23 protein-coding genes and 4 pseudogenes are annotated in these 20,042 nt (G+C 33.6%); 16 read left to right on the top strand and 11 right to left on the bottom strand.

The genetic code is table 11. The features are described 5' to 3' along the window. Positions 1 to 7 precede the first annotated feature (7 nt). Complete coding sequence (locus DN392_RS07375) at positions 8 to 379, top strand: ATP synthase subunit I (RefSeq protein WP_064056335.1); 372 nt, start codon at positions 8 to 10, stop codon at positions 377 to 379. A gap of 112 nt (positions 380 to 491) precedes the next feature. On the opposite strand, the gene DN392_RS07370 is transcribed toward DN392_RS07375, so the two are convergent. The 4 genes and pseudogenes from DN392_RS07370 to DN392_RS07355 form a co-directional block, all read right to left on the bottom strand. Then, positions 492 to 596, bottom strand: a complete 105-nt coding sequence (locus tag DN392_RS07370; protein WP_075310385.1) for a YjcZ family sporulation protein — start codon at positions 594 to 596, stop codon at positions 492 to 494. A gap of 745 nt (positions 597 to 1,341) precedes the next feature. Continuing rightward, positions 1,342 to 2,517: an MFS transporter gene (locus tag DN392_RS07365; protein WP_149237975.1), complete on the bottom strand. Its 1,176-nt coding sequence runs from the start codon at positions 2,515 to 2,517 to the stop codon at positions 1,342 to 1,344. Between the two features lie 288 nt (positions 2,518 to 2,805). Further along, positions 2,806 to 3,117, bottom strand: coding sequence for an ArsR/SmtB family transcription factor (locus DN392_RS07360; protein WP_149238007.1), 312 nt, complete (start codon positions 3,115 to 3,117; stop codon positions 2,806 to 2,808). A gap of 91 nt (positions 3,118 to 3,208) precedes the next feature. Further along, positions 3,209 to 3,359, bottom strand: a pseudogene (locus DN392_RS07355) (IS3 family transposase); the annotation flags it as partial. Positions 3,360 to 3,603: 244 nt separating this feature from the next. On the opposite strand from DN392_RS07355, the gene DN392_RS07350 reads away from it, so the two are divergent. The 3 genes and pseudogenes from DN392_RS07350 (at position 3,604) to DN392_RS07340 (ending at position 5,344) form a co-directional block, all read left to right on the top strand. Further along, the gene (locus DN392_RS07350) at positions 3,604 to 4,239 is read left to right on the top strand and encodes a VanZ family protein (RefSeq protein WP_064471011.1); all 636 of its coding nucleotides are present in this window, start codon (positions 3,604 to 3,606) and stop codon (positions 4,237 to 4,239) included. 47 nt (positions 4,240 to 4,286) lie between these two features. Then, positions 4,287 to 4,541, top strand: a pseudogene (locus DN392_RS07345) (hypothetical protein); the annotation flags it as partial. Positions 4,542 to 4,690: 149 nt separating this feature from the next. Next, positions 4,691 to 5,344 carry a DUF2306 domain-containing protein gene (locus DN392_RS07340; RefSeq protein WP_001080298.1) on the top strand — a complete coding sequence of 218 codons (654 nt, stop codon included), beginning with the start codon at positions 4,691 to 4,693 and terminating at the stop codon, positions 5,342 to 5,344. Positions 5,345 to 5,436: 92 nt separating this feature from the next. Here DN392_RS07340 and dhaQ read toward each other — a convergent pair whose 3' ends face one another. Both dhaQ and dhaS read right to left on the bottom strand, forming a co-directional pair. Then, complete coding sequence (gene dhaQ / locus DN392_RS07335) at positions 5,437 to 6,435, bottom strand: DhaKLM operon coactivator DhaQ (RefSeq protein ID WP_000723329.1); 999 nt, start codon at positions 6,433 to 6,435, stop codon at positions 5,437 to 5,439. Positions 6,436 to 6,454: 19 nt separating this feature from the next. Beyond that, positions 6,455 to 7,021 (bottom strand): dihydroxyacetone kinase transcriptional activator DhaS, encoded by a 567-nt coding sequence (gene dhaS, locus DN392_RS07330; protein WP_000204216.1) that lies wholly within the window; start codon positions 7,019 to 7,021, stop codon positions 6,455 to 6,457. A gap of 178 nt (positions 7,022 to 7,199) precedes the next feature. Between dhaS and dhaK the strand changes: the two genes are divergently transcribed. Next, a complete protein-coding gene (gene dhaK, locus DN392_RS07320; protein ID WP_149237974.1) occupies positions 7,200 to 8,951 on the top strand; it encodes a dihydroxyacetone kinase subunit DhaK in 1,752 nt (583 codons plus the stop codon). Positions 8,952 to 9,071: 120 nt separating this feature from the next. Here the strand turns inward: dhaK and DN392_RS07315 are convergent, their stop codons facing one another. Next, entirely contained in the window at positions 9,072 to 9,623 is a 552-nt protein-coding gene (locus tag DN392_RS07315; RefSeq protein WP_064471013.1) for a DUF4352 domain-containing protein, read from the bottom strand. Positions 9,624 to 9,915: 292 nt separating this feature from the next. Here DN392_RS07315 and DN392_RS07310 point away from each other — a divergent pair, with 292 nt between their 5' ends. The 4 genes from DN392_RS07310 to DN392_RS07290 all read left to right on the top strand — a co-directional run bounded on the left by DN392_RS07310 (position 9,916) and on the right by DN392_RS07290 (position 14,525). After that, the gene (locus tag DN392_RS07310; protein WP_029437700.1) at positions 9,916 to 10,305 is read left to right on the top strand and encodes a hypothetical protein; all 390 of its coding nucleotides are present in this window, start codon (positions 9,916 to 9,918) and stop codon (positions 10,303 to 10,305) included. A gap of 408 nt (positions 10,306 to 10,713) precedes the next feature. Beyond that, positions 10,714 to 12,450: an S-layer homology domain-containing protein gene (locus DN392_RS07305; RefSeq protein ID WP_000288219.1), complete on the top strand. Its 1,737-nt coding sequence runs from the start codon at positions 10,714 to 10,716 to the stop codon at positions 12,448 to 12,450. A 147-nt stretch (positions 12,451 to 12,597) separates the two neighbouring features. Continuing rightward, the gene (locus tag DN392_RS07300) at positions 12,598 to 13,197 is read left to right on the top strand and encodes a DUF6241 domain-containing protein (RefSeq protein WP_064471015.1); all 600 of its coding nucleotides are present in this window, start codon (positions 12,598 to 12,600) and stop codon (positions 13,195 to 13,197) included. Positions 13,198 to 13,616: 419 nt separating this feature from the next. After that, complete coding sequence (locus DN392_RS07290) at positions 13,617 to 14,525, top strand: alpha/beta fold hydrolase (RefSeq protein ID WP_061672072.1); 909 nt, start codon at positions 13,617 to 13,619, stop codon at positions 14,523 to 14,525. Positions 14,526 to 14,814: 289 nt separating this feature from the next. Here DN392_RS07290 and DN392_RS07285 read toward each other — a convergent pair. Further along, positions 14,815 to 15,001, bottom strand: a pseudogene (locus tag DN392_RS07285) (IS4 family transposase); the annotation flags it as partial. A 96-nt stretch (positions 15,002 to 15,097) separates the two neighbouring features. Here DN392_RS07285 and DN392_RS07280 point away from each other — a divergent pair. Both DN392_RS07280 and DN392_RS07275 read left to right on the top strand, forming a co-directional pair. Further along, positions 15,098 to 15,670, top strand: a complete 573-nt coding sequence (locus DN392_RS07280) for a histidine phosphatase family protein (protein WP_016133814.1) — start codon at positions 15,098 to 15,100, stop codon at positions 15,668 to 15,670. A 188-nt stretch (positions 15,671 to 15,858) separates the two neighbouring features. Next, entirely contained in the window at positions 15,859 to 16,242 is a 384-nt protein-coding gene (locus DN392_RS07275; RefSeq protein WP_016089050.1) for a hypothetical protein, read from the top strand. A 318-nt stretch (positions 16,243 to 16,560) separates the two neighbouring features. On the opposite strand, the gene DN392_RS07270 is transcribed toward DN392_RS07275, so the two are convergent. Continuing rightward, positions 16,561 to 16,668 (bottom strand): YjcZ family sporulation protein, encoded by a 108-nt coding sequence (locus DN392_RS07270; RefSeq protein ID WP_000505670.1) that lies wholly within the window; start codon positions 16,666 to 16,668, stop codon positions 16,561 to 16,563. 310 nt (positions 16,669 to 16,978) lie between these two features. On the opposite strand from DN392_RS07270, the gene DN392_RS07265 reads away from it, so the two are divergent. Beyond that, the gene (locus DN392_RS07265) at positions 16,979 to 17,392 is read left to right on the top strand and encodes a hypothetical protein (RefSeq protein WP_000120201.1); all 414 of its coding nucleotides are present in this window, start codon (positions 16,979 to 16,981) and stop codon (positions 17,390 to 17,392) included. Positions 17,393 to 17,470: 78 nt separating this feature from the next. Here the strand turns inward: DN392_RS07265 and DN392_RS07260 are convergent. Then, positions 17,471 to 17,938, bottom strand: a pseudogene (locus DN392_RS07260) (hypothetical protein). Between the two features lie 217 nt (positions 17,939 to 18,155). Here DN392_RS07260 and DN392_RS07255 point away from each other — a divergent pair. The 3 genes from DN392_RS07255 (at position 18,156) to DN392_RS07245 (ending at position 19,123) form a co-directional block, all read left to right on the top strand. After that, on the top strand, positions 18,156 to 18,545 hold the full coding sequence (locus DN392_RS07255) for a YflT domain-containing protein (RefSeq protein WP_000448802.1): 390 nt from the start codon (positions 18,156 to 18,158) through the stop codon (positions 18,543 to 18,545). Positions 18,546 to 18,595: 50 nt separating this feature from the next. Next, the gene (locus tag DN392_RS07250) at positions 18,596 to 18,796 is read left to right on the top strand and encodes a CsbD family protein (protein ID WP_029442042.1); all 201 of its coding nucleotides are present in this window, start codon (positions 18,596 to 18,598) and stop codon (positions 18,794 to 18,796) included. A gap of 75 nt (positions 18,797 to 18,871) precedes the next feature. Then, positions 18,872 to 19,123, top strand: coding sequence for a GlsB/YeaQ/YmgE family stress response membrane protein (locus DN392_RS07245; RefSeq protein WP_000522901.1), 252 nt, complete (start codon positions 18,872 to 18,874; stop codon positions 19,121 to 19,123). A 181-nt stretch (positions 19,124 to 19,304) separates the two neighbouring features. On the opposite strand, the gene DN392_RS07240 is transcribed toward DN392_RS07245, so the two are convergent. Next, positions 19,305 to 19,505: a hypothetical protein gene (locus tag DN392_RS07240; RefSeq protein ID WP_061672069.1), complete on the bottom strand. Its 201-nt coding sequence runs from the start codon at positions 19,503 to 19,505 to the stop codon at positions 19,305 to 19,307. 197 nt (positions 19,506 to 19,702) lie between these two features. Between DN392_RS07240 and rsbV the strand changes: the two genes are divergently transcribed. Beyond that, the gene (gene rsbV, locus DN392_RS07235; RefSeq protein WP_002108734.1) at positions 19,703 to 20,041 is read left to right on the top strand and encodes an anti sigma b factor antagonist RsbV; all 339 of its coding nucleotides are present in this window, start codon (positions 19,703 to 19,705) and stop codon (positions 20,039 to 20,041) included. Position 20,042 lies beyond the last annotated feature (1 nt).

Genomic DNA, 20,042 nt, shown 5'->3' with positions numbered 1-20,042 from the left:
GCATAACATGATTCGTATGGCATTAAGATCATTCAACATACAAATATATTGTTTGCTAGGCGTGATGTTATTGGGATGGTTGATGACACCTTTCTCAGCCCAGTTTGTAGGGATAAGCATTGGCCTTTTAGTAAGTATGTACTGCGCCTGGATTTTAGGAAGGCGTATCGAAAAGTTCGGAGATAGCATCGTAAAAAAAGAAAAAGCACCAATGCTTGGCATGATGAATCGGTTTGCAGCCGCCATACTCGGTGCGATTATTATGTATGAAATTGAACACCGTGAGTACATGTGGACATTTGCAGCTGGAATTATGGGTGGGTATTTCTTAATTATTATTAATTTAGGGTATTACAGTATGAGGGATGCGAAGGAATAAAGTCTGTGTAAATAACTAATTTGGATGTAAAAGCTAAAAAACCTTCCTTTATAGAGAGCTTTTTATTACAAAGAAAAGACACCCATATAAGAGTGTCTTTTCCGATAGTTTTTTAGCAGAAGCAAGAAGCTCCAACAATGATCAATAAAATAAACAATACAACTAGTAAAGCAAAGCCGCCGCCACAATTACTACTACAACTACCACCAAATCCCATAATAGTTCCTCCTTTAATAAGAGGGGAAAACAAGGGGTCACTCATGTATTTTAATGGATTCAACTTACTTTATGTTTTTCACACAATAATTGAGCAGGTCCTTTTGAAAATAAAGAAAAGACACCCTAAGGTGCCTTTCTCCGACTTGAACCATCTTAATTTTAATAATATTGGACTTCCGTCCGAATATTATTTTACCATGTTAAGTTGTTTTTGAAAATGTTCCATATCGATAATTGCAATAAACGGTTTAGTTTTGGAATTATGTATCTGTCTAAACGTTGAAATTAATAAAGGAACGATATACTTGAGGGTTTTTATGAGTGATTACAATCATACTATTAAAAAGAACCCCATAAATGATAAACCATTCCACTAACAAAAAACACTAATCCTAAAAACAAAACAATTAAAGCAAGTACTCCATTTTGATTATGTTCCATAAAATTAGCTCCTTTTAGAATTATTTTTATCCCGCTTTAATGGGCAGTAAGATCCCCACCTCGAAATTCAGCGAAAGCAAAGAAGTTAGGTGGGGGATCAACTGCTCATAAAAGTCCGATTGGTGAGGGCTGATAATCAGTGGGGGATGAAAAACCCCCACTGATTAAAGTTTCACTTTATATACAAAAAAGCCTTTAGTCGTAATTATGGCTAAAGGCTTTGAGCATTATACTTTTTAGTTAATAAAATCGTATAAGAAGAATTTATAATGTTTTTTATCGAATTTGGAACTGACAATGTACTAGCTTGATAATGAAGCCTGGCTATTAGAATTGAAAAATTTTAGTTTTATTATAATTAATAGAAATGAGAGTAGTGTGAATATAAATCCGCTCCAAATAAGCTGGTGAATACCTAAGTTTGAAATGAACCAGCCTCCAATAATGGTTCCTAAAGTAATTCCGAGATTTGAGAACGAAACGAATAGACTGTTACCAAATTCAGGTGCTTCTTTAGCTTCACTTATTAACCATGTTTGACCAACAATTAATCCACCAGCATGCACGATTCCCCAAATGAATACTATAAAAATCATTGGAACAAGGTAGGAACCTAAATAATAAACCAATATGTAAACAATAGAATATAGAATAGGGAATGATATTACAGTGTTTATTATGCTTTTTTGTAGGAGACCACCAAATAAATGATTACCTAAAATCATAACTATACCAAATATGAATAGCATGATACTGATGAGAGATCCATTCATGGAAGTTACTTTTGCAAGGTACTCAGCGAAGTAACTGTATACGGAAAACATGGCTGCAAAAAGGAATGTGATGGTTAAAATATTTAACCATAATCCTGGTTTGCCGAGTATACGAATTTGTTTGCCGAAAGACATCTTTTCTTTAACAGGCATAGAAGGAAGTAGGAGTAGTATTCCAATGAATGCAACAGTGTTAACGAATGCTCCGAATAAGAAAGCAATTTCGAGTGAAAATTGGTCTGCAAGGTAAGAGGTTAGTGGTACACCTAAAGCAAAGCCAACAGTAATTCCCATGAAAACTTTTGTAACCGCTTGACCGCTCTTTTCTGGAGGGACAAGTTTAGCAGCTGTTACAAGAGCGATTGAAAAGAAGAGTGGATGAAGCGCTGCCGGTAAAATACGAAAAATAAGCATGATTTCAAATTGTGTTGTATAAGCGTAGATTAAATTTGAAATAACAAATATGAAAATTGCTGTTAATAAAATTATTTTGCGATTAATACTAGAGACGAGCAGAATTAAAAACGGACCAGAAATAGCAACAACTAGTGCAAATATACTTACTAAAAATCCAGCTTGTGTAGTTGAAATTCCGAATTTTTCAGTGATTTGTGGTAATACGCCGACAATACCCATCTCGGTAGTAATAATTCCGAACACACCTATTGCGAGTGTCAGAATAAGTAAAGGATTTACTTTTTTCATTTATAAAACTCTCCATTCGTATCATTATTTTGAAAGTAAATTCATTAACAAAGAAGCATTATTATAAGCATGATTGGATGCCAATATTATCAGGATTATGTAATTTAAAATACAATAACAGATATCTAAATAACTAGATATGATATGTTAAAAAAATTTCTCCTTTCGGTGTTTCTTGCTTTTATAGGCAGTGCAATTTATAAAAAAAGTAATTGGATACCTGTAAAAAAGCAGAATGTGTGAAAGCTAATAATCAATTAGTATGCTGATTGATCATTAGCTTTCATTTTATAATTCGTTTTGGACGTATTCAGAAAACTCTCGTATTGTTTTTTCATTTCGACGATAGTAGGTCCATTTTCCAATTCGGTCAGACTCTAGTAAGCCTGCTTTTTTCATAGTTAATAAATAACTAGAAATAACCGATTGGGCTAAGCCAGTTTTAAGCTGGATATCTCCTACACATACGCCAACTTGAAAGTTAAGGTCTTGTTCTAGATAAGGTTTTTCATCGAAATGGTTTTCTGGATTTTTCAACCAGGATAAAATTTGACATCTTGTTTCATTTGACAATGCTTTAAAAATTAATAAAGGTTCCATAAGGATATTATATCTACTTTTATAGATTTGTAAATAGGTTTTAGTGATTTTAAGGGAAGAAGGTATAGTTGATCCCCTTGAATAGGACATTCTAAAAAAGGTGATTTCTGTATGCAAACAGGAGTCATCTTCTTTAAATTCCATTGATATCTAGAATGATTATAGTACGTCATATATTTCTTCATTTCATGTTTTAACTGAACAAACGATTCACATGATTTTATATATGCTTCATCGGTTAAAGTGTTAAGAGGATTACGTGCAAAAATGATAATCTTGTTACGTTTAAGCATGTTGTTGCCTAGCTATCAATGGCGGATTCCTAAGAAGAGTAATAATAAAACCAAACTGAAGATTTAAGAAAAATTTTATGTTTACCCCACTTTTTATTTTAAAAGTTTTTCCTATCCTATAAATGAGTTACATCAAGAAGAAGGCTAAAAACGACAAAGTCATAGATGAAAATGTAAAGTTAGGGGATTCTACATGCATACAGAAGTTTTGATTAGTTATTTGTATACTTATTTTTTTACTATTATTTTTTGTATTATGTTTCAAATTGGATTTTATTTTAAAGCGAAAAGAACTGTATCTATTCGGCATTTTCTATGGGTATATGTTTTTCTATTCTATCTTTCGCTAGTATATGGGGTGACGCAAATTGCGACTGTATGGGATATAAGTAGATATGAAACGTGGATTCGTGTCAGTCAAATTAACTTGACTCTATTTGATACGGCAGGTAGTACGACGTATCTTTTAAACATTGTACTGTTTATGCCGTTCGGTTTTTTATTACCGACTATTTGGCCGCAGTTTAGAAAAATGAAAAACACCGTATGTGCAGGATTCTTTTTTTCATTGGCAATTGAGTTAAATCAATTACTAAATAATAGAATTACAGATATTGATGATTTATTTACGAATACCCTCGGGGCGATTGTTGGGTATTTAATATATAGAGTTTTATTTAAAATGATATGTAAAAGAGAGAAAAAAAAGCTTGATACTAACACCTCTCTAGTCATAAAATACGAGGCTATTTTTTGTTTAGTGTGTTCATTTGTAGGTGCGATGTTAATTTATCATCCAGCTTTATTTGGAAGACCTGTCATCCTTTAGTGAGGTGATTATGTTCTTGTGCTATCTCGTTTATAAAATGATTCTCGTATTTCTTCCAATCAGCACAAGATTCGCTCTATACGTTATTAAGCTATTCAGCAGACTGTAAGATGATCAGTAATCGTACTAGTGAGATTGAAATAAAGGCTGACAGTTTTTATCCAAGCTTTTCATTTATGTATGATGCGCAAGAATTATTTATTATTGGTGGAGAAGAGAAATGGTCTGATACCCATTATATAAAAAGATTTTTTCATCTTGAGCAGATTACAGATGAGCTAACTATTGATTTAAGAAAATGAGAGATGAGAAGGAATAAATGAATAAACCCTCAAGTATAGAACGATATACTTGAGGGTTTATTATGTATGAAGAAGGCTTTTCTATTTTTCTCTAGAATGAACAGTAATGTATAATCTAATTCCTTAATGTAATAAGGAGGCAGTAAAATTTGAACAGGAAAATTTGGTTTGTATTTACTTTTTTTGCTCTTTTAGTATCTGGTTATGTTGTTGTCCAATATTTTATTATGGATGGATTTCAAACAGGACTTGTAAAAGCGAAGCTTATGTTTGGATCTAAATTAAGTGAATTCTGGTATATGATGTTATTTATACATATTACAACTAGTATAGTAGCATTAGTAATTGGTCCTTTTACATTATCGACTAAATTTAGAGAAAGGAATATCAACCGTCATCGAATAGTTGGGAGAATCTATATGGTTGGTATATTATTAGGAGGCGTTTCTGGACTATATCTATCCTTTTATGCTACGGGAGGATTGGTAGCGAAGCTAGGTTTCGGTTTGTTATCCGTATTTTGGCTAACATCAGCATATCAAGCGTTACATAGAGTTAAGAATAAAAAAATTAAAGACCATCGGAATTGGATGATTAGAAATTATTCTTTAACCTTTGGAGCAGTTACATTAAGAATTTGGCTACCGTTGTTTATCGTTCTATTTGGAATAGAGCGGTTTGAACTTAGTTACGCTATTATTGCTTGGTTAGCGTGGGTACCCAATTTAATTGTTGCAGAATTATTCATAAGAAAAAGACTTAATAAAGGAAAATACGAAGGAAATGAGGATTTACATTTTTGATATAAATTTGCTGTAATATTGAGGGCGGAATTTTTTAAATAGCTGAATTACGTACAAAAATAGGATGGCCCATTGAAGCCATCCTATTTGTATTACCAACTAGCAGTTTCCGTACTTTCTTTCAACCACTTCACCCAATCCAAATCCTCTACCTTAAGCAAACTGAGCGAAACACCCTTCATATCTAAAGAAGTTAGCAGTGTACCAACTTTTACGAATGTAATCTGTAAACCTTCCAGCTCACATAAACGGCGAATATCATTTGCGAAAATGTATTGTTCCATTAATGGTGTTGCGCCGAGTCCATTAATGAAGATGGCGAAGTTTTCACCTTTTCTCCAGCGATAAATGCTTTTTAGTTTGTTCATTAGTTCGATCGCTAATATTTCAGAAGAGGATAGTGCTTCTTTACGGTAACCTTTTTCACCATGGATACCAACGCCATAAAAAACTTCATCGTCGTTTAATGTGAATGAATCTTTTCCTTTCACTGGATCGTTTGCAGGTGAAAGTGCGACTCCTAATGTGTGTAAGTTTTTGATGACAGATTGCCCAAGCATTGTTAATTCTTCTAAAGAATGGCCTTCAAGAGCGGCCGCACCAAGTATTTTTTGAACGAAAACAGTACCAGCGACGCCGCGTCTTCTTTTATTAAACGAAGCATCATCTTCAATTGAAACGTCATCATTTACGATGATATGGTCAATTCGTCTTCCTTCTTCTTTAGCGATTTGTTTAGCCGCTAAAAAATTTGCTACGTCATCTTTAAAGTTTTTGATGATGAATAAAATACTCTTATCTTTTGGCATGAGGCGGGTTGCAGCTACAATCTGTTCCACTGTAGGCGGAGTGAAAATATTGCCGTTTACTGCTGCCGTAAGCATACCTTTTCCTACATACCCAATATCAGCAGGTTCATGTCCGCTACCACCGCCGCTTATGATAACAACGTTTTGCTTCAGTTTTTCTATATCTTTTACATAAATGATGTTATTTGTTTCATCGTAATTTACTTTTTCGTTATGTTCAAAATAAAAGCCATGCATCATATCTTGAACAATATTTTCTACATCATTCATAATCTTTTTCATTGCTTTTGCCACCCTTTAATTACTTTGCTGATTGTTCCAGTAATAGTAGTAATTGATTGTTTATCATATTTTTCATGAGAGAAGACATAATGGAAGGATCTACTTCGCATTTGCTTTCAATCCAATCTTTTATCGTTCCAACGAAGCCGTGACTATAAAAGGAGGCAATCGTATTTTTTGTCTCATCAGAAAGGCTGAATCCACAGCTCATAGATAGTTCATCAATAATCTTCATATATAAGTTTTTCGTATGCTCAAATAAATAGTGATTAAACGAGTTTTGCTCAATGACTTTAAAAGCATTTCGGTAAAATTTTTGATTTTCATAAAAGTAATCAAATAATAAATCGAAAATGTTTTCCCACGTTTCATAGTCGAGAAAGTCGATAATGTTTTCTTTCGTTTCTTCTCTATAAATCCAGCTTAATAGTTCAAATTTATCTTTAAAATGATAATAAAAAGTTTGCCTACGCATTTGACAGTGTAACATAATATCGCTCACTGATATTTTATGAAATGACTCTGTTTCCATTAAATATTTCAATGAATTCGCGATTATCTTTTTAGAAATTATAGAAGAGGTCATCTGAATCATCCCTAGAATGTTAGTAATATGAAAATCCTACCTACAAATGAGAGCGGTGTCTTTAGACAGATTGTCCATTTTGTCCGTTTACTATAAAACGCTTTCATTTTAACATGAGTAGTAAGAAGAAGATTTCAAATATATCACAATATATTAAAGGAATTGAGGGAGAAGCACAATGAAAAAGATTATAAACAAACCAGAAACATTAGTAATGGAAATGTGCAACGGAATGGTTATGGCTCACCCAGAGCTTGAGCTTTTGAAAAAATATAAAGTTATTAAGAAAAAAGAAATGAACGAAAATAAAGTAACGTTAATTAGTGGCGGTGGTAGTGGTCATGAGCCAGCACATGCAGGTCTAGTCGGAAAAGGAATGTTAGATGCGGCAGTGTGCGGAGATGTGTTTGCTTCGCCTTCACAAATTCAGGTATACCAAGCGATTAAAGAGACAGCTAGTAAAAAAGGTACGTTGTTAATTATTAAAAATTATAGCGGCGATATTATGAATTTCAAAAACGGTGCGCATTTAGCGACGGAAGATGGAATTGAAGTCGACTACGTAAAAGTGGACGATGATATTGCGGTAGAAGATAGTTTGTATACAGTAGGACGCCGCGGCGTTGCGGGGGTTATTCTCGTTCATAAAATTGCCGGCGCAGCAGCGGAAGCAGGTATGGATTTAGGAGCGGTGAAAGCTGTCGCAGAAAAAGCAGCGGCTAACGTGCGTACAATTGGTTTAGCGTTAACTTCTTGTACAGTTCCAGCGAGCGGATCACCTACTTTCACACTTGCGGAAGATGAAATGGAATACGGCGTAGGTATTCACGGCGAACCAGGAATTAAACGTGAAAAAATGTTGTCAGCAGATGAACTAGCTAACCGTATGACAAATGATCTTGTAAAAGATTTAGGAGTAAAAGATGGCGAAGAAATTGCGCTTCTAGTTAACGGTTTTGGCGGAACACCACTGCAAGAACTTTACTTATTTAACAATGCAGTTACGAGAGAATTAGCTGCTAGAAACATTAAAATTAATAGAGTATTCGTTGGTAATTATATGACGAGTATTGATATGGCCGGTATGTCTTTAACAGTAATGAAATTAGATGATGAGCTAAAAACATTACTATCTAAAGAATGTAATACACCAGCGTTTAAAGTAGATGGACCAGTTGAAAGTGTAGAGTACGTGAATGTACTTGAAGAGACAGAAGAGAAAGAAGTTTCCTTCGAAATAGAAACAGCGGAAGAGCACGCTGTTATTAAAAATAATGTCATTACATTAAACAACATGATCTATCTCGTTGATAAAATGAGCGACGTTATTATTAAAAACGAAGTACCGTTCTGTGAGTTAGATACGCACGCTGGTGACGGAGACTTCGGAATGAGTGTGGCAAAAGGATTTAAGCAATTAAAACGTGAGTGGCATTCGATTGTAGATCAAGAAAATGTTACTATCGGATCGTTCCTTGACGGTTGTTCGATGATTATTATGGAACATTGCGGCGGCGCATCTGGTCCAATTTGGGGCGGAGCATTCCGCGCAGCTAGTAAAGCAGCAGGCGAGAAGCGTGAGTTAACAGTGAAAGAATTCGCTGAAGTGTTGCAAGCAGCACTGCAAGGTATACAATCTATCGGTGAAAGATCGTTCGGCAGAGGAGCAGTAGTTGGTGATAAAACACTTGTTGACGCACTTGCTCCATGTGTAGACTCTTGGTTAGCTAGCGCTTCAAACGAAGAAGACATGAAAACTGCCTTTGAAAAAGGCGCAGAAGCAGCGGTTAAAGGAGCAGAGTATACGAAAGAAATCGTAGCTCGCATGGGCCGCGCCGGTACAGTTGGTGAAAGAAGTTTAGGCTATCCAGATGCAGGTGCGCATGCACTTGGAGTTATCTTTACGGAGATTGCTGGTAGTTTGAAATAGGAATGTGAAGATCCCCTCTGCCTTGTGGTGGAGGGGATTTTTATAGTTGATATGTAGAAGACTTCTTTCGGTACTTTTTGCTTATTTGAGAGATTTCTTCAATCAAATTGTATTTTAGACTTAGCTTTTTTGTGATTGCAGCTTATCGATTTTCCAGTGTGCTCCTAGAGGATCTAAAGAGCTTTCAATATAAAACATATATTCATCTGCGGTACTTGGTACTTCAAAAGCTATTTTTAATTCTACCGTTTCATTTGGTTTAACTTGTATATCAGAAGGGTTTTGATCAAGCATCTTTCCTTCATAGGCCTTTCCGTCTTTTTCATCTTTTAAGTTATATTTTAATTCTGATAGTCCAATCGTTTGACCTCGTACATTTTTTACAGAGACATTAACAACGATAGAATCGTTGCTATCATTTAAATATGCACTTTTAACGGCGGTCAAGTAATAGCCTCCCTTAACACTCTCACCAACTAATAAAATACCTTGTTCCAAGCGGCTCATATCTTCTTTTTCTTCAAAATTTATTAATTCTTCATTTTCATTTTTTGCGGTTGGTTCTTCTATTGGACCATTTTTAACGGCACTATCTTTTTTATCTTTTGTGCAAGCAGCCGTAACACTGACTAATACTAGAATTAAAGTAAGTAATAGGAATGATTTTCTCATAAAATTGATCTGTCTCCTTAAGTTCTTCAATTTTGTGCAGCTATACATATAAGATTAACATAATGTCTCATTATTGGCTCGAAATAGGGAATCTTTTAGACACCTTATTCTTTTTACTTTTAATATACATTCGATTGGGTCTCACGATATTTGTTAATCTTTTAAATCATTGTCTTAGTAATACCGAGGGTTATTATAGATATATTAATCATATAATTTGTCCCTATCAAAACGAACGTTTCTTGCATCTAATATATTGTAAATATATTTTATTTTGAAAGGATGTGATTATATGGCTCATAAATCTACTGGAGTGTTTCGAGTTCCAGTTTCTGAAAATGGGATTATTCCAACTGCTCTCAACATTATGTTAAACAATGATTCACGCTGCCATACTAGTAATGTAACGGTAACTGTTAAGAGAAGTCCAAACACTTCTTTCCCAACTCAAAATGAATTAGTTGAAATCTCTCGTACTTTTGTTTCTTTAGAACCAAACAGAACAACTAAGATTGTGTTATTTACTCCAGAATTCCAAATAGAAGATTTTCTTGATGTTATTATTAGTGGAAATAAAGATGATGTTAAGGATGTTCTTGTATATTCTTTCTTAGCAGATTCAGCAGGTCACAATCTGCCATCTACTGTTTTCAGAAATGCAGAATACACTTTTGCTTGCTGACACCGTGATGATGTATTCTTTACTGTTATATATCTGAAGGGAAATGTTAAATAGGAGTTGATTTAACTTTTATTTGGGTTCTCCAAAGAAGTCTGTTTTAGCCAAATAAACAAGGAATCGACTAATAGGTTCCTTGTTTATTTGCATTTAACATGAAATTTCGTGTCAACGATTCCGAAAGCAACTTGGTTATAAATGATGTTTTCGACATAAGACACCATAGCCCTTTATATATTCGCAAGTAAAACAACATAATATCACTATGAATTTTTATAACAATATGAGTTTTTGCATATTTCAAAACTTAATATATCCTTCAAAAAATTTTAATAGTATAATATGTTTTGTCATATTCTTTTAGATTTTTCGACAAAATATAAAATAGAGAACGTATTGGGAGAAGGAATTATGTACACAAAACTATTAAAATCAATTACATCATTAACACTTATTGGTGGCGCTTTATTATATACGAATGGCAGTGATGTGAAAGCTGCTGAGGCGGGTATTTTTTCTGATGTGCCTACATCGCATTGGTCGTATCCCGCGATTAAAGATTTAGCGAGTAAAAATATTATTTCCGGTTATGGAAATGGAAAGTTTGGTTTTGGAGATGTTGCGACGAGGGAGCAAGTAGCTGCTTTAGTGTATCGAGTTATGCTACCGAATAAACAAGGCGGAACGTTTAGTAATAATAATACTCTTTACATATTAAAAGACGGATCTAAGTTTAATAATCCTTATGGTGATATTAATCAGAACTCTACGATGTTTCCTGAGGAAATTTTAATGTTAACGAATGCAGGGGTATTTAAAGGGGATGAGAAAGGGAATTTTAGACCGAAAGCTCCTGTGAATCGCGCAGAAATGGCACAAATTCTTACAAACGCTTTCCATCTTTCTGCGAAACAAAAGCATACATTTAATGATGTTCCAAATGGTTTTTGGGGTGAAAACGCTATTAGCGCAGTGCAGTCAACCGGAATTGTTTCTGGTACAGGCGAAGGAAAATTTGAGCCATCTAAAACGGTAACACGTGAACAGTATGCACAGTTTTTATATAATACTTTGAAATATAAAAAGCCTGAAGTTGCGGTGCAAGATACAGGGGATGCGGCATTATTAGCAGCATTTAAAGATGAAGTGCAAAAGCGTATTAATGCGTACGAAACGAATATTACACTTCCATATAAAACGAAAAATAGTAATCAGGAAGAAGTAATGAAGACACTTTTCAACGCCTATAAAGAAGTCGCAAGTAAAAATGAGTATACAAATTATAATAGATCGAATGTTTCATATGGCATTTCTGGATCACCTGGAAATTATACGTTTACGTTAAAGATTACATATCGTGAAACGAAAGAACAAACGGAATATGTAATGAAGCAAGCAAAGGCGATCGTTTCTTCTATTACGCAAGTAGGAATGGATGATCATGAAAAAGTGAAGGCAATTCATGATTATGTCGTAAAGCATATTTCTTACGATACGTCTTATAAAGCTTATACAGCATATGAAGCACTCGTAAATCGTTCTGCGGTTTGCCAAGGTTACGCACTATTAACCTATCAATTATTAAAAGAAGCTGGAATTGAGAATCATTTTGTAGTAGGAACTGGAGACGGTCAGCCTCACGCTTGGAACTTGGTGAAAATCGAAAACAAATGGTATCACCTTGATACAACATTCGATGATCCGGTGACAGATGAACAAGGTCGCGTAACGTATTCTTATTTCAACTTATCTGACGAGCAAATTGCAAGAAATCATGAGTGGAACCGCGGGGACTATCCGCAAGCTACAACAAATTATTATAGTACATTAACAAATAAAATTGCGGCAGGTGGTACGAAAATCCCTGCATATCAGCAAATATTAAAAGATACAAAGTTAAATTATTTAGGAAATGAATACATCGTAAATAACTATAATGAGTTCAAAAATAAAATGCAGCAACGTTATAACGAAAAGTCACCAAAGATCGAAATCCTTTATAAACAATCAATGGATGGCGCATTGCAAGATGTGAAAAAAGTAATTGGAGAAATCGGTTATCCGCAAGGGGCGAACCGTGTTTCTTATAAAGCTGAGCCGTATAATGCAAAAGAAGGATATTCTTTAGTGACGATTACGTTTATGTAGTGAGAATAAGAAAAAGCATCTGTTTCAGATGCTTTTTTTATTTTTATCCGACAAAATATGACAATGTATAAATGACTTGTTTGCTACCATGAGGTGAGAAATCTTACATTTTGCTAAAATAACTAGTACATACCGGGGGCATACAATATGAAACGAAAATTACTTACAGCATTAGCATGCGGTACATTATTTATGAGCATGGCTGCTTGTAGCACAAATGAGAAGACTGCAACTGAAGCAAAGCCTAAACAAGAAGAAAAAGTTCAAACCAACCAAAAGCCACAAAAAGATAGTTACGTAGTAAGTGAAGAGCAATTATCTAAAGCGGCACAGATGATTGGAGAAATCAAAAACGAGCAAACTATGAATGATATGATGATACATATGTCTCTCCAAAAACTCACATTCAATGGGAATAATCTTCATGTTTCCGGTACCCGTGATGTAGGGCGATTTCAAATGACGAAAGAAAACATTCAGTACTTAAAAAACAACTTAAATGTTATCAATAATGATGAAAGAAAAAGATATGAATCTATTTTGAATAAATGGTACCGTGGAGATTTCGAATCTGCAGTTGAAGACTATAGTGAAATTCATTATTTACGCTCTGGAAAAAAGCAAAGTATGGAGGGAGCTAAACTAGCTAAAAAAACTAATAGTGATGAAAAAGAATTTATTCTCCATTTCTTTGGTCAAGAGGGGTTAGATGTTCATAATAAAGAGTGGAAACATGGAGAGTTATAGAAATAAAACTGAATTGCATACCAATAAGAAGTACAATGCTTTTACCCTGCAATATGATATTTGCTTCGGAGATAATGTTACACCGGTTTAGCATGTGGTTTTACCTTTAATTAATAGCTTGTTCCCTTGTTAATCATTGTATGGATTACAAAAATATCTAATACAGAAGACCGGCATACATAAACTATTGTATTTCTCAATAAACAAAACAATTTAATGTGGTAAAATAATAGTTGGATGGGAGTCCAATACATATTATTAAAATTAAGATGGTTCAAGTCGGAAGAAGGCACCTTAGGGTGTCTTTTTCTTTTTTCCAAATGACAGTTTTGACCTAAAGAAGTTAAATCTTCAATGGATGATTCCCATGAATATATAGATAAAGTTCATCCATATATTTGTAGAAAGGAGGAATTCAAATGAAGAGAGATGATAATAAGATTGGTCACTTTACATCTGAAAAAGGGAAAGAAGATTTTCAAATTGCCTACGATGAATCAATGGCACTTCTTCCAGAACCTAACGATACGAAAGATATAGAAACTACATATGGCACAATTCGTACTTATTATTTTACTAAAGAGGAAAATAAACATAAGGAACCAATACTTTTACTCCCTGGACGTGGTGCATCTACTCCAATGTGGGTACCAAATTTAGAAGGGTTAAGGGAGAAAAGGCCTGTTTACACAATAGATTTACTCGGTGAACCTGGAATGAGTGTGCAAACGAAGGTGATCGAAAACCAAAAACAACAAGCAGAATGGTTAAATGAAGTAATTGAAGGATTAGGTTTAGAAAAAGTGCATATCGTGGGTGTCTCCATTGGAGGGTGGACAACAATGAACTTGGCTAGATATAATCCTGAGCATATTGCGACGGCTAGTTTATTGGACCCAGTCTTTGTATTTGCGCAAATATCCATAAAGATGATTCTAGCATCTATTCCAGCTTCCGTTCCTATTGTACCTAAGTTTATAAGAGAAAAGATGTTAAGCTATGTTTCTGGGGGAGCAGAAATAAATGACGATGAGCCTATCGCTAAGTTAATCGAGTCGGGTATGCGTAATTATAAATTGAAAACACCAGCACCTGATCTATTTAGTAAAGAAGACTTAAAAAATATCAATATTCCAGTGCTTGCATTAATGGCTGAAAAAAGTACAATGCACAATTCGGTAAAAGCAGTTGAAACTGGGAAAAAATATGTGAAAGATATCGATATAGTGAACTGGAAAAATGCATCTCACGCAATCAATGGTGAGTTCTCTAACGAGGTTAATGCTAGAATTCTTGATTTTGTAGAAAAACATGCTAATGATAACTAAGTTGAACGTAGAAGATATGTTGTCATAACAACTTTATCTTAGGGGAATGTAGCTCATTTTTGGTTTTGGGATATTTTACTTCTTCTATATTTATGAATATGTATAATTACATAAAAATTCAAGGGAAAAGAGAGTATACTTTCTTATTGTGTAATAAAGATAAAGCCCGCCTACGGAAATAGGTGGGTTTTTTTTACATATAAAGAAAAGACAACTGTAAGGTGCCTTCCTTCGAGTTGAAACATTTTACGTTTCATAATACGTATGAATTTCCATTCGAATATTATTTTACTAGGTTAAGTTTTGTGGTAATCATCCTTATCGCTTCATATTCACTTAATTCTTTTTTTCTTTTGTAAAAGAATTTGGTGCATTTTAAACATTGTAGAGGAACATAGGAAAATAGTGATTATCTTTCTATATAGTTGGCACTCTAATCGCTCCTGTTTTACATTACGATAATGGTCTATTTCGAATTCGCAGTTTTCTGTTATTTTTAAGGAGACTGTATTGGATATATATGCTAATATAGGGGGGCGATTATACAGAAAACTGAAAAAATAGAGGTAATTATGAAAACTTTTATATATATGGTGAGACACGGGGATTCACCAAAGTTTGGAAAAGAAAAAACAAGAGGATTAACTGAAAAAGGAAAATTAGATGTTCAACGAATAACAGATGCATTACAAGATGAGGGAATCGACGTTGTTATCTCAAGTCCATACGATCGTTCAATTCTAACCGTTCAGCAGTTAGCGAAGCAAATAGGACAAGAAGTTTTAGTATTTGAGGACTTAAAAGAAAGAATTTTTATTGCTGAAGAGGAACGAATGTCGGATAAAGAATTATTCCCTTTAATAAAAAAGTCATTCTTAGACCCCGACTTTGCTTTAATGGGAGGAGAGTCTAATGTCGACTGTCAGAAACGTGCTATAAAAGTCTTAAAAGAATTATTAAACACCTATCGAGGACAGAAAATAGTATTAGGCACTCATGGAGCTATAATGACTTTGATGATGGGGTATTATGACAGTAAGTATGATTTGAATTTTTTACTACAGACATCAAAACCAGATATATATAGGATGGAATTCAATGGACAGGAATTGGTGGGAGTTAAAAGATTGTGGGAAATTTCATAGATTGACTTTATTCATCCATAGCTTCTCCCAATGACGTGTATTATAAACAATAGGGTTACTGCGGTAACTCTTTTTCTTATGGCACTGACGGGGGATTGATTTCAACAATCTAAAAAATTCGGTTCCTTAGCGTACAAAATTCAAGTTTTGTTCTTGCTATCTCGAGGTGAAATGGGAGGGAATGTTTTTTGGGCAGGATACCTTTAAAAATTTTTAAAAAATTAATCGTATTTTTTTTCTTATGCGGTATTGTTGTTTATTCTATATTTCAGATTATTTTTGTCTGGAGTGTTTCGACAGGATTAGGGAGGGATGATATAGTCGGATTTTCTGATAATAAGTATGTAATTGGCCGTCCACCTGTTAGCTATAATTTATATAAAAAAGATAGTGGAGAAACTATATTAGATAATGTTATTGGTTATAAAAAGGGGAAAACTAAAAGCTATGTTCGAAATGAAGTTGAATTTGTAGTGATAGATGAGATAAAGGGTAGCTATGAACTGTATAAAATAGAAAATGCTTCAGAAAAGGATATAGAACGGATGAAAGAAATGAAGAAATTAGAATAATAGAGACTATCTGAAAGGTAAAGAAGCACACTTGTTATTGTTAGATCTAAAAAATGGTTTAGACTGATAACTGATTTTTGTTTCATGAAAAGAGTCATTATTAATATAAAGTATTAGGGGTTCAGTCCCATTGTCATCGAGCTAAAATTTTATCGTACCTCCAGAACGAAATTTTGTGCTAACTTGTAACAAAAAAGCTCATTTTCTCGTTTTGGGGTAATTCTGAATTCTTAAGTTGATAGGCATGGCTTCTGCACATTGAGGGGGGATTTTTTTATGAAGAAAAGACACTCACATGAGTGTCTTTTCGATAGTTTTTTAGCAGAAGCAAGCAGCTCCAACGATGATTAATAAAATAAACAATACAACTAATAAAGCAAATCCTCCGGCGAAGCCACAGCCGCCACAACTACCACCAAAGCCCATCATAGTTCCTCCTTTTAATAGGAGGGGAAAACTAAAGGTTCACTCATGTGTTTTAACGGATTCAATTTACTTTATGCTTTTACGAATGAATGGAGCAGGTTCTTTTCAAAATAGATTTATTTATTCTTAGAAAGAGTTCAAGGGCAAAATAGGAGAATCTATATTATTCATTAAGAGGGAATAAGTGAAAAATAAAATATCCAAAAATACAGATGGAAATCCGCTTTTATACCTTTCATTAAAATAATACTAGCATTATATATTATAAGGAATACTTGTCCTTAATTGTAAATGAAAGGGGGGAATTGATATGAGTTATGGCTATGGTCATCCTCCTGGAAAATGTCATAAACATCACAATGAAACTTTGTCAACGGGTGTATTACGTAGACATTCCGCTACGTTGTTTCTTACTGTGGAAGCTATGAATGTTGATCCAGATGATACTCATACAGTAACTGTTGAAATGTTTGATTGGTCATCGGGTTCTCCGGTATTGTTACCATTAGTAGACCCTTCAACACAAACATTGGCACCTAATCGATATGTTACTTTTCGTTCAGCAGCTCTTCCTCCAGGAGTTTTTGCTTATGAAGTAAGAATCATTCGTTCGAAAGATAGAGATGTTGTTACGAATGTTTTTGGTCTTAGTGCAATCGTATTTAACCCACAAGAAGGAAATAATGTTTTACAACATGATTTAGCAAAATTAGACCTTAAATAGATTTTGTAAAAGTCCATTTATTGGACGTGATTAAACAAAAGGGTAGAATTATATCCTGCTCTTTTGTTTTAACATCAACTATATTAGAGTTTTAAAAAAATCTTTCATCATTTTAGCATCTTTAATGTTCACCGTCACACCTTCTACTTTATCTTTCTTCTCATCTTTAGCAATCGTAATTTGCTCCTTATTATCAACCCAAACAAGAAATTCTTTTTTTGCGTCATCTTTATATGTAACGGTTATAGTAGAATGTGCAGATTCTCTCTTTTTTTGATCTAAAGTGATTGTTTTAGGTGTTCCATTTTGAACTGCTGAAACGATAGATTATATCATTTCTTCGTTATCTGCTTGAGATTTGGAAGTAGTATGATTTGTTGTTTGGAGTATTTCAATGTCTGTAATATTAGCGGAATTTAATTGAAAGGTATTTTTTGTATGTTCTTGCTTAACTTGTGAAGCTTTATCTGTAGCCGAGGTACTTGTACAACCTATTAAAGTGAAAGATAGAGCGGTTAGAGCGCATATATAAGTGATTTTTTTCATAGTATCCCTCCTTACGAAAAAAATACAACAATTTTCTGTTAATTGAGGTAGTAATTGTAAGGGAGAATACGAGATGTTTTAAAGTGGAAAATTAAGCTGTGCTATTCTCTATAAAAAAATCTAAATAACTTTTTTCATATTTTATGTTTAACATTTCGAAAATGGGTGTATTACATATAATATAACAAATAATTCATTTTAAAGGAGGAAGTTAAAGATGGAAACGAAGTATAGTAAACCTTTTGTATATGAATTTATTACGGAGAAAGAGGTCATGAATGCGGCGAATGATCTAGTGAAGAAAGGGATAGACCAAAAAGATATTTACGTATTAACACATGAGAAAGATAGGACAGATAGAATCGCAGACAATGCGGACGTGAATACAATTGGAATAAAAGAGGAAGGACTTGGGACAAGCATTATTAACGTCTTTCAAAAAACGGGAGATCAGTTAAGAAATAAGATGCAAGAGTTAGGGCTTAATGAGGAAGAAGCAAACTTCTATGAAGAAAAACTGGATGAAGGGAAAATCTTGTTATTCGTTAAGGATTTAGAAAGAGTCGGTGAATGGTTACAAGAAAGAAGATGCATGTATTCTATTTAAATTTGTATCCTTTAAATCTATAAATCTATTACGAAAAGGAGATTAGAAATATGAGTGAGAGCGGGCTAAAAGAACAAATTACTGGTAAGGTTGAAAAGAAAAAGGGCCAAGTAAAAGAAGGAATTGGTGAAATTACAGAAGATAGAGAGTTGAAAAATGAAGGGAAGTGGGAGAAGACAAAAGGAACGATAAAAGAAAAAGTCGGAAAAGTGAAACAAAAGATAAGTGATGGGTTGGATAATAAAGAATAATACATGTTTATCAAGCTTTGGTTACATACCAAAGCTTGATAAATCCAATATAAAACGAATATAGGAGGTTTAATTGTGGGACTTATTATTACGTGTATTGTAGGTGGACTTATTGGTGCGTTAGCTGGAATGATTACAGGAAAAGACTTTCCTTTAGGTATAGTTGGTAATATTATTGCCGGATTAATCGGATCTTGGGTAGGTAGTGCGTTATTTGGTCATTGGGGTCCTGAATGGGGAGGCATCTTTATTCTTCCAGCTTTATTAGGTGCAATCGTCTTTATTTTAATCGTTACATTCTTTTCTAGAATGCTGCGGAAAGCGTAAGTATTATAATGAATAGTAATCTTAAGTTTATTATATATAGCTATAAAGTTAATAAACTGATAAATATACATAAAAAAGCATCCAATTAAACTAATTTGGATGCTTTTTTAATGTAATCTTCATAGGAATGAGTGGAGGATGAAGAACCCCCACTCATTAAAATTACACTTTCTATTATGTATTAAACCATCGTTACTTTTTCACAATTATTTATTTTTACGACCTGCCTTGGTTCTATATGAGATAAGTCATCGCTATTACCTATATCCACTACAATTGTATTCGTTAGTATGTTAATAATGGAACCAATTAATTTTGTAGCATGATCGTGTCGATAAGAAAATTGAACAAAATCTCCCTTTTTAAAGTTGTGCTCTTCCATAGATAGATCCCCCTAAAAATAATGTTTATACATTATACATACACAAATTTATAAGGTTTAAACATTTGGTAGTATTTTTTTTAGTGTTAAGCTGAGAAAGGTGTAGAAAATTTATTTATAATTAAAATGAAAAAATATGTTTAAAACTAATTTTTATGGGTAATTAAATAGTAGTAGTTTGAGATAAGGGGGCGGAAATGATGAATTTGGCAATAAATATTTTGCAAAATGATGTAGGTTATACAGTACAACTTAATGGTGAGATTGATGCATATACGGCATCAGATTTAAAAAATAAGATCATGCCTATTGCAAGTGAAAAAGAGGTTCATATTGTAGTAGATTTTCATAACGTAGATTATATGGATAGTACAGGTTTAGGCGTTTTTATAGCGCTATTAAAAGCAATTAAGAAAAATGATGGAAAACTAGAGTTTATTGGTGTATCTAAAAGACTAAAAAGATTATTTGATATTACAGGACTAACAGAAATATTAAATTTGAATTCAGATTTTGAAAAAGTAGAAAGAAGGTGAC

It is taken from the genome of Bacillus sp. BB51/4, from assembly GCF_008368845.1.
In the GTDB taxonomy this organism is placed as follows: domain Bacteria; phylum Bacillota; class Bacilli; order Bacillales; family Bacillaceae_G; genus Bacillus_A; species Bacillus_A wiedmannii.
The sequence above is the reverse complement of the archived record's forward strand: the minus strand, read 5'-3'. Positions and strand labels throughout refer to the sequence as shown.

Bases quoted from the DNA above. Each gene is read 5' to 3' on its own strand.
- DN392_RS07265 (WP_000120201.1), top strand. From the start codon at position 16,979: ATGAGTTATGGCTATGGTCATCCTCCTGGAAAATGTCATAAACATCAC.
- DN392_RS07290 (WP_061672072.1), top strand. From the start codon at position 13,617: ATGAAGAGAGATGATAATAAGATTGGTCACTTTACATCTGAAAAAGGG.
- dhaQ (WP_000723329.1), bottom strand. From the start codon at position 6,435: ATGAAAAAGATTATGAATGATGTAGAAAATATTGTTCAAGATATGATG.
- DN392_RS07240 (WP_061672069.1), bottom strand. From the start codon at position 19,505: ATGGAAGAGCACAACTTTAAAAAGGGAGATTTTGTTCAATTTTCTTAT.
- dhaS (WP_000204216.1), bottom strand. From the start codon at position 7,021: ATGACCTCTTCTATAATTTCTAAAAAGATAATCGCGAATTCATTGAAA.
- DN392_RS07310 (WP_029437700.1), top strand. From the start codon at position 9,916: ATGGCTCATAAATCTACTGGAGTGTTTCGAGTTCCAGTTTCTGAAAAT.
- DN392_RS07365 (WP_149237975.1), bottom strand. From the start codon at position 2,517: ATGAAAAAAGTAAATCCTTTACTTATTCTGACACTCGCAATAGGTGTG.
- DN392_RS07375 (WP_064056335.1), top strand. From the start codon at position 8: ATGATTCGTATGGCATTAAGATCATTCAACATACAAATATATTGTTTG.
- DN392_RS07360 (WP_149238007.1), bottom strand. From the start codon at position 3,117: ATGGAACCTTTATTAATTTTTAAAGCATTGTCAAATGAAACAAGATGT.
- dhaK (WP_149237974.1), top strand. From the start codon at position 7,200: ATGAAAAAGATTATAAACAAACCAGAAACATTAGTAATGGAAATGTGC.
- DN392_RS07250 (WP_029442042.1), top strand. From the start codon at position 18,596: ATGAGTGAGAGCGGGCTAAAAGAACAAATTACTGGTAAGGTTGAAAAG.
- DN392_RS07370 (WP_075310385.1), bottom strand. From the start codon at position 596: ATGGGATTTGGTGGTAGTTGTAGTAGTAATTGTGGCGGCGGCTTTGCT.
- DN392_RS07350 (WP_064471011.1), top strand. From the start codon at position 3,604: ATGCATACAGAAGTTTTGATTAGTTATTTGTATACTTATTTTTTTACT.
- DN392_RS07315 (WP_064471013.1), bottom strand. From the start codon at position 9,623: ATGAGAAAATCATTCCTATTACTTACTTTAATTCTAGTATTAGTCAGT.
- DN392_RS07255 (WP_000448802.1), top strand. From the start codon at position 18,156: ATGGAAACGAAGTATAGTAAACCTTTTGTATATGAATTTATTACGGAG.
- DN392_RS07305 (WP_000288219.1), top strand. From the start codon at position 10,714: ATGTACACAAAACTATTAAAATCAATTACATCATTAACACTTATTGGT.
- DN392_RS07270 (WP_000505670.1), bottom strand. From the start codon at position 16,668: ATGGGCTTTGGTGGTAGTTGTGGCGGCTGTGGCTTCGCCGGAGGATTT.
- DN392_RS07280 (WP_016133814.1), top strand. From the start codon at position 15,098: ATGAAAACTTTTATATATATGGTGAGACACGGGGATTCACCAAAGTTT.
- DN392_RS07300 (WP_064471015.1), top strand. From the start codon at position 12,598: ATGAAACGAAAATTACTTACAGCATTAGCATGCGGTACATTATTTATG.
- rsbV (WP_002108734.1), top strand. From the start codon at position 19,703: ATGATGAATTTGGCAATAAATATTTTGCAAAATGATGTAGGTTATACA.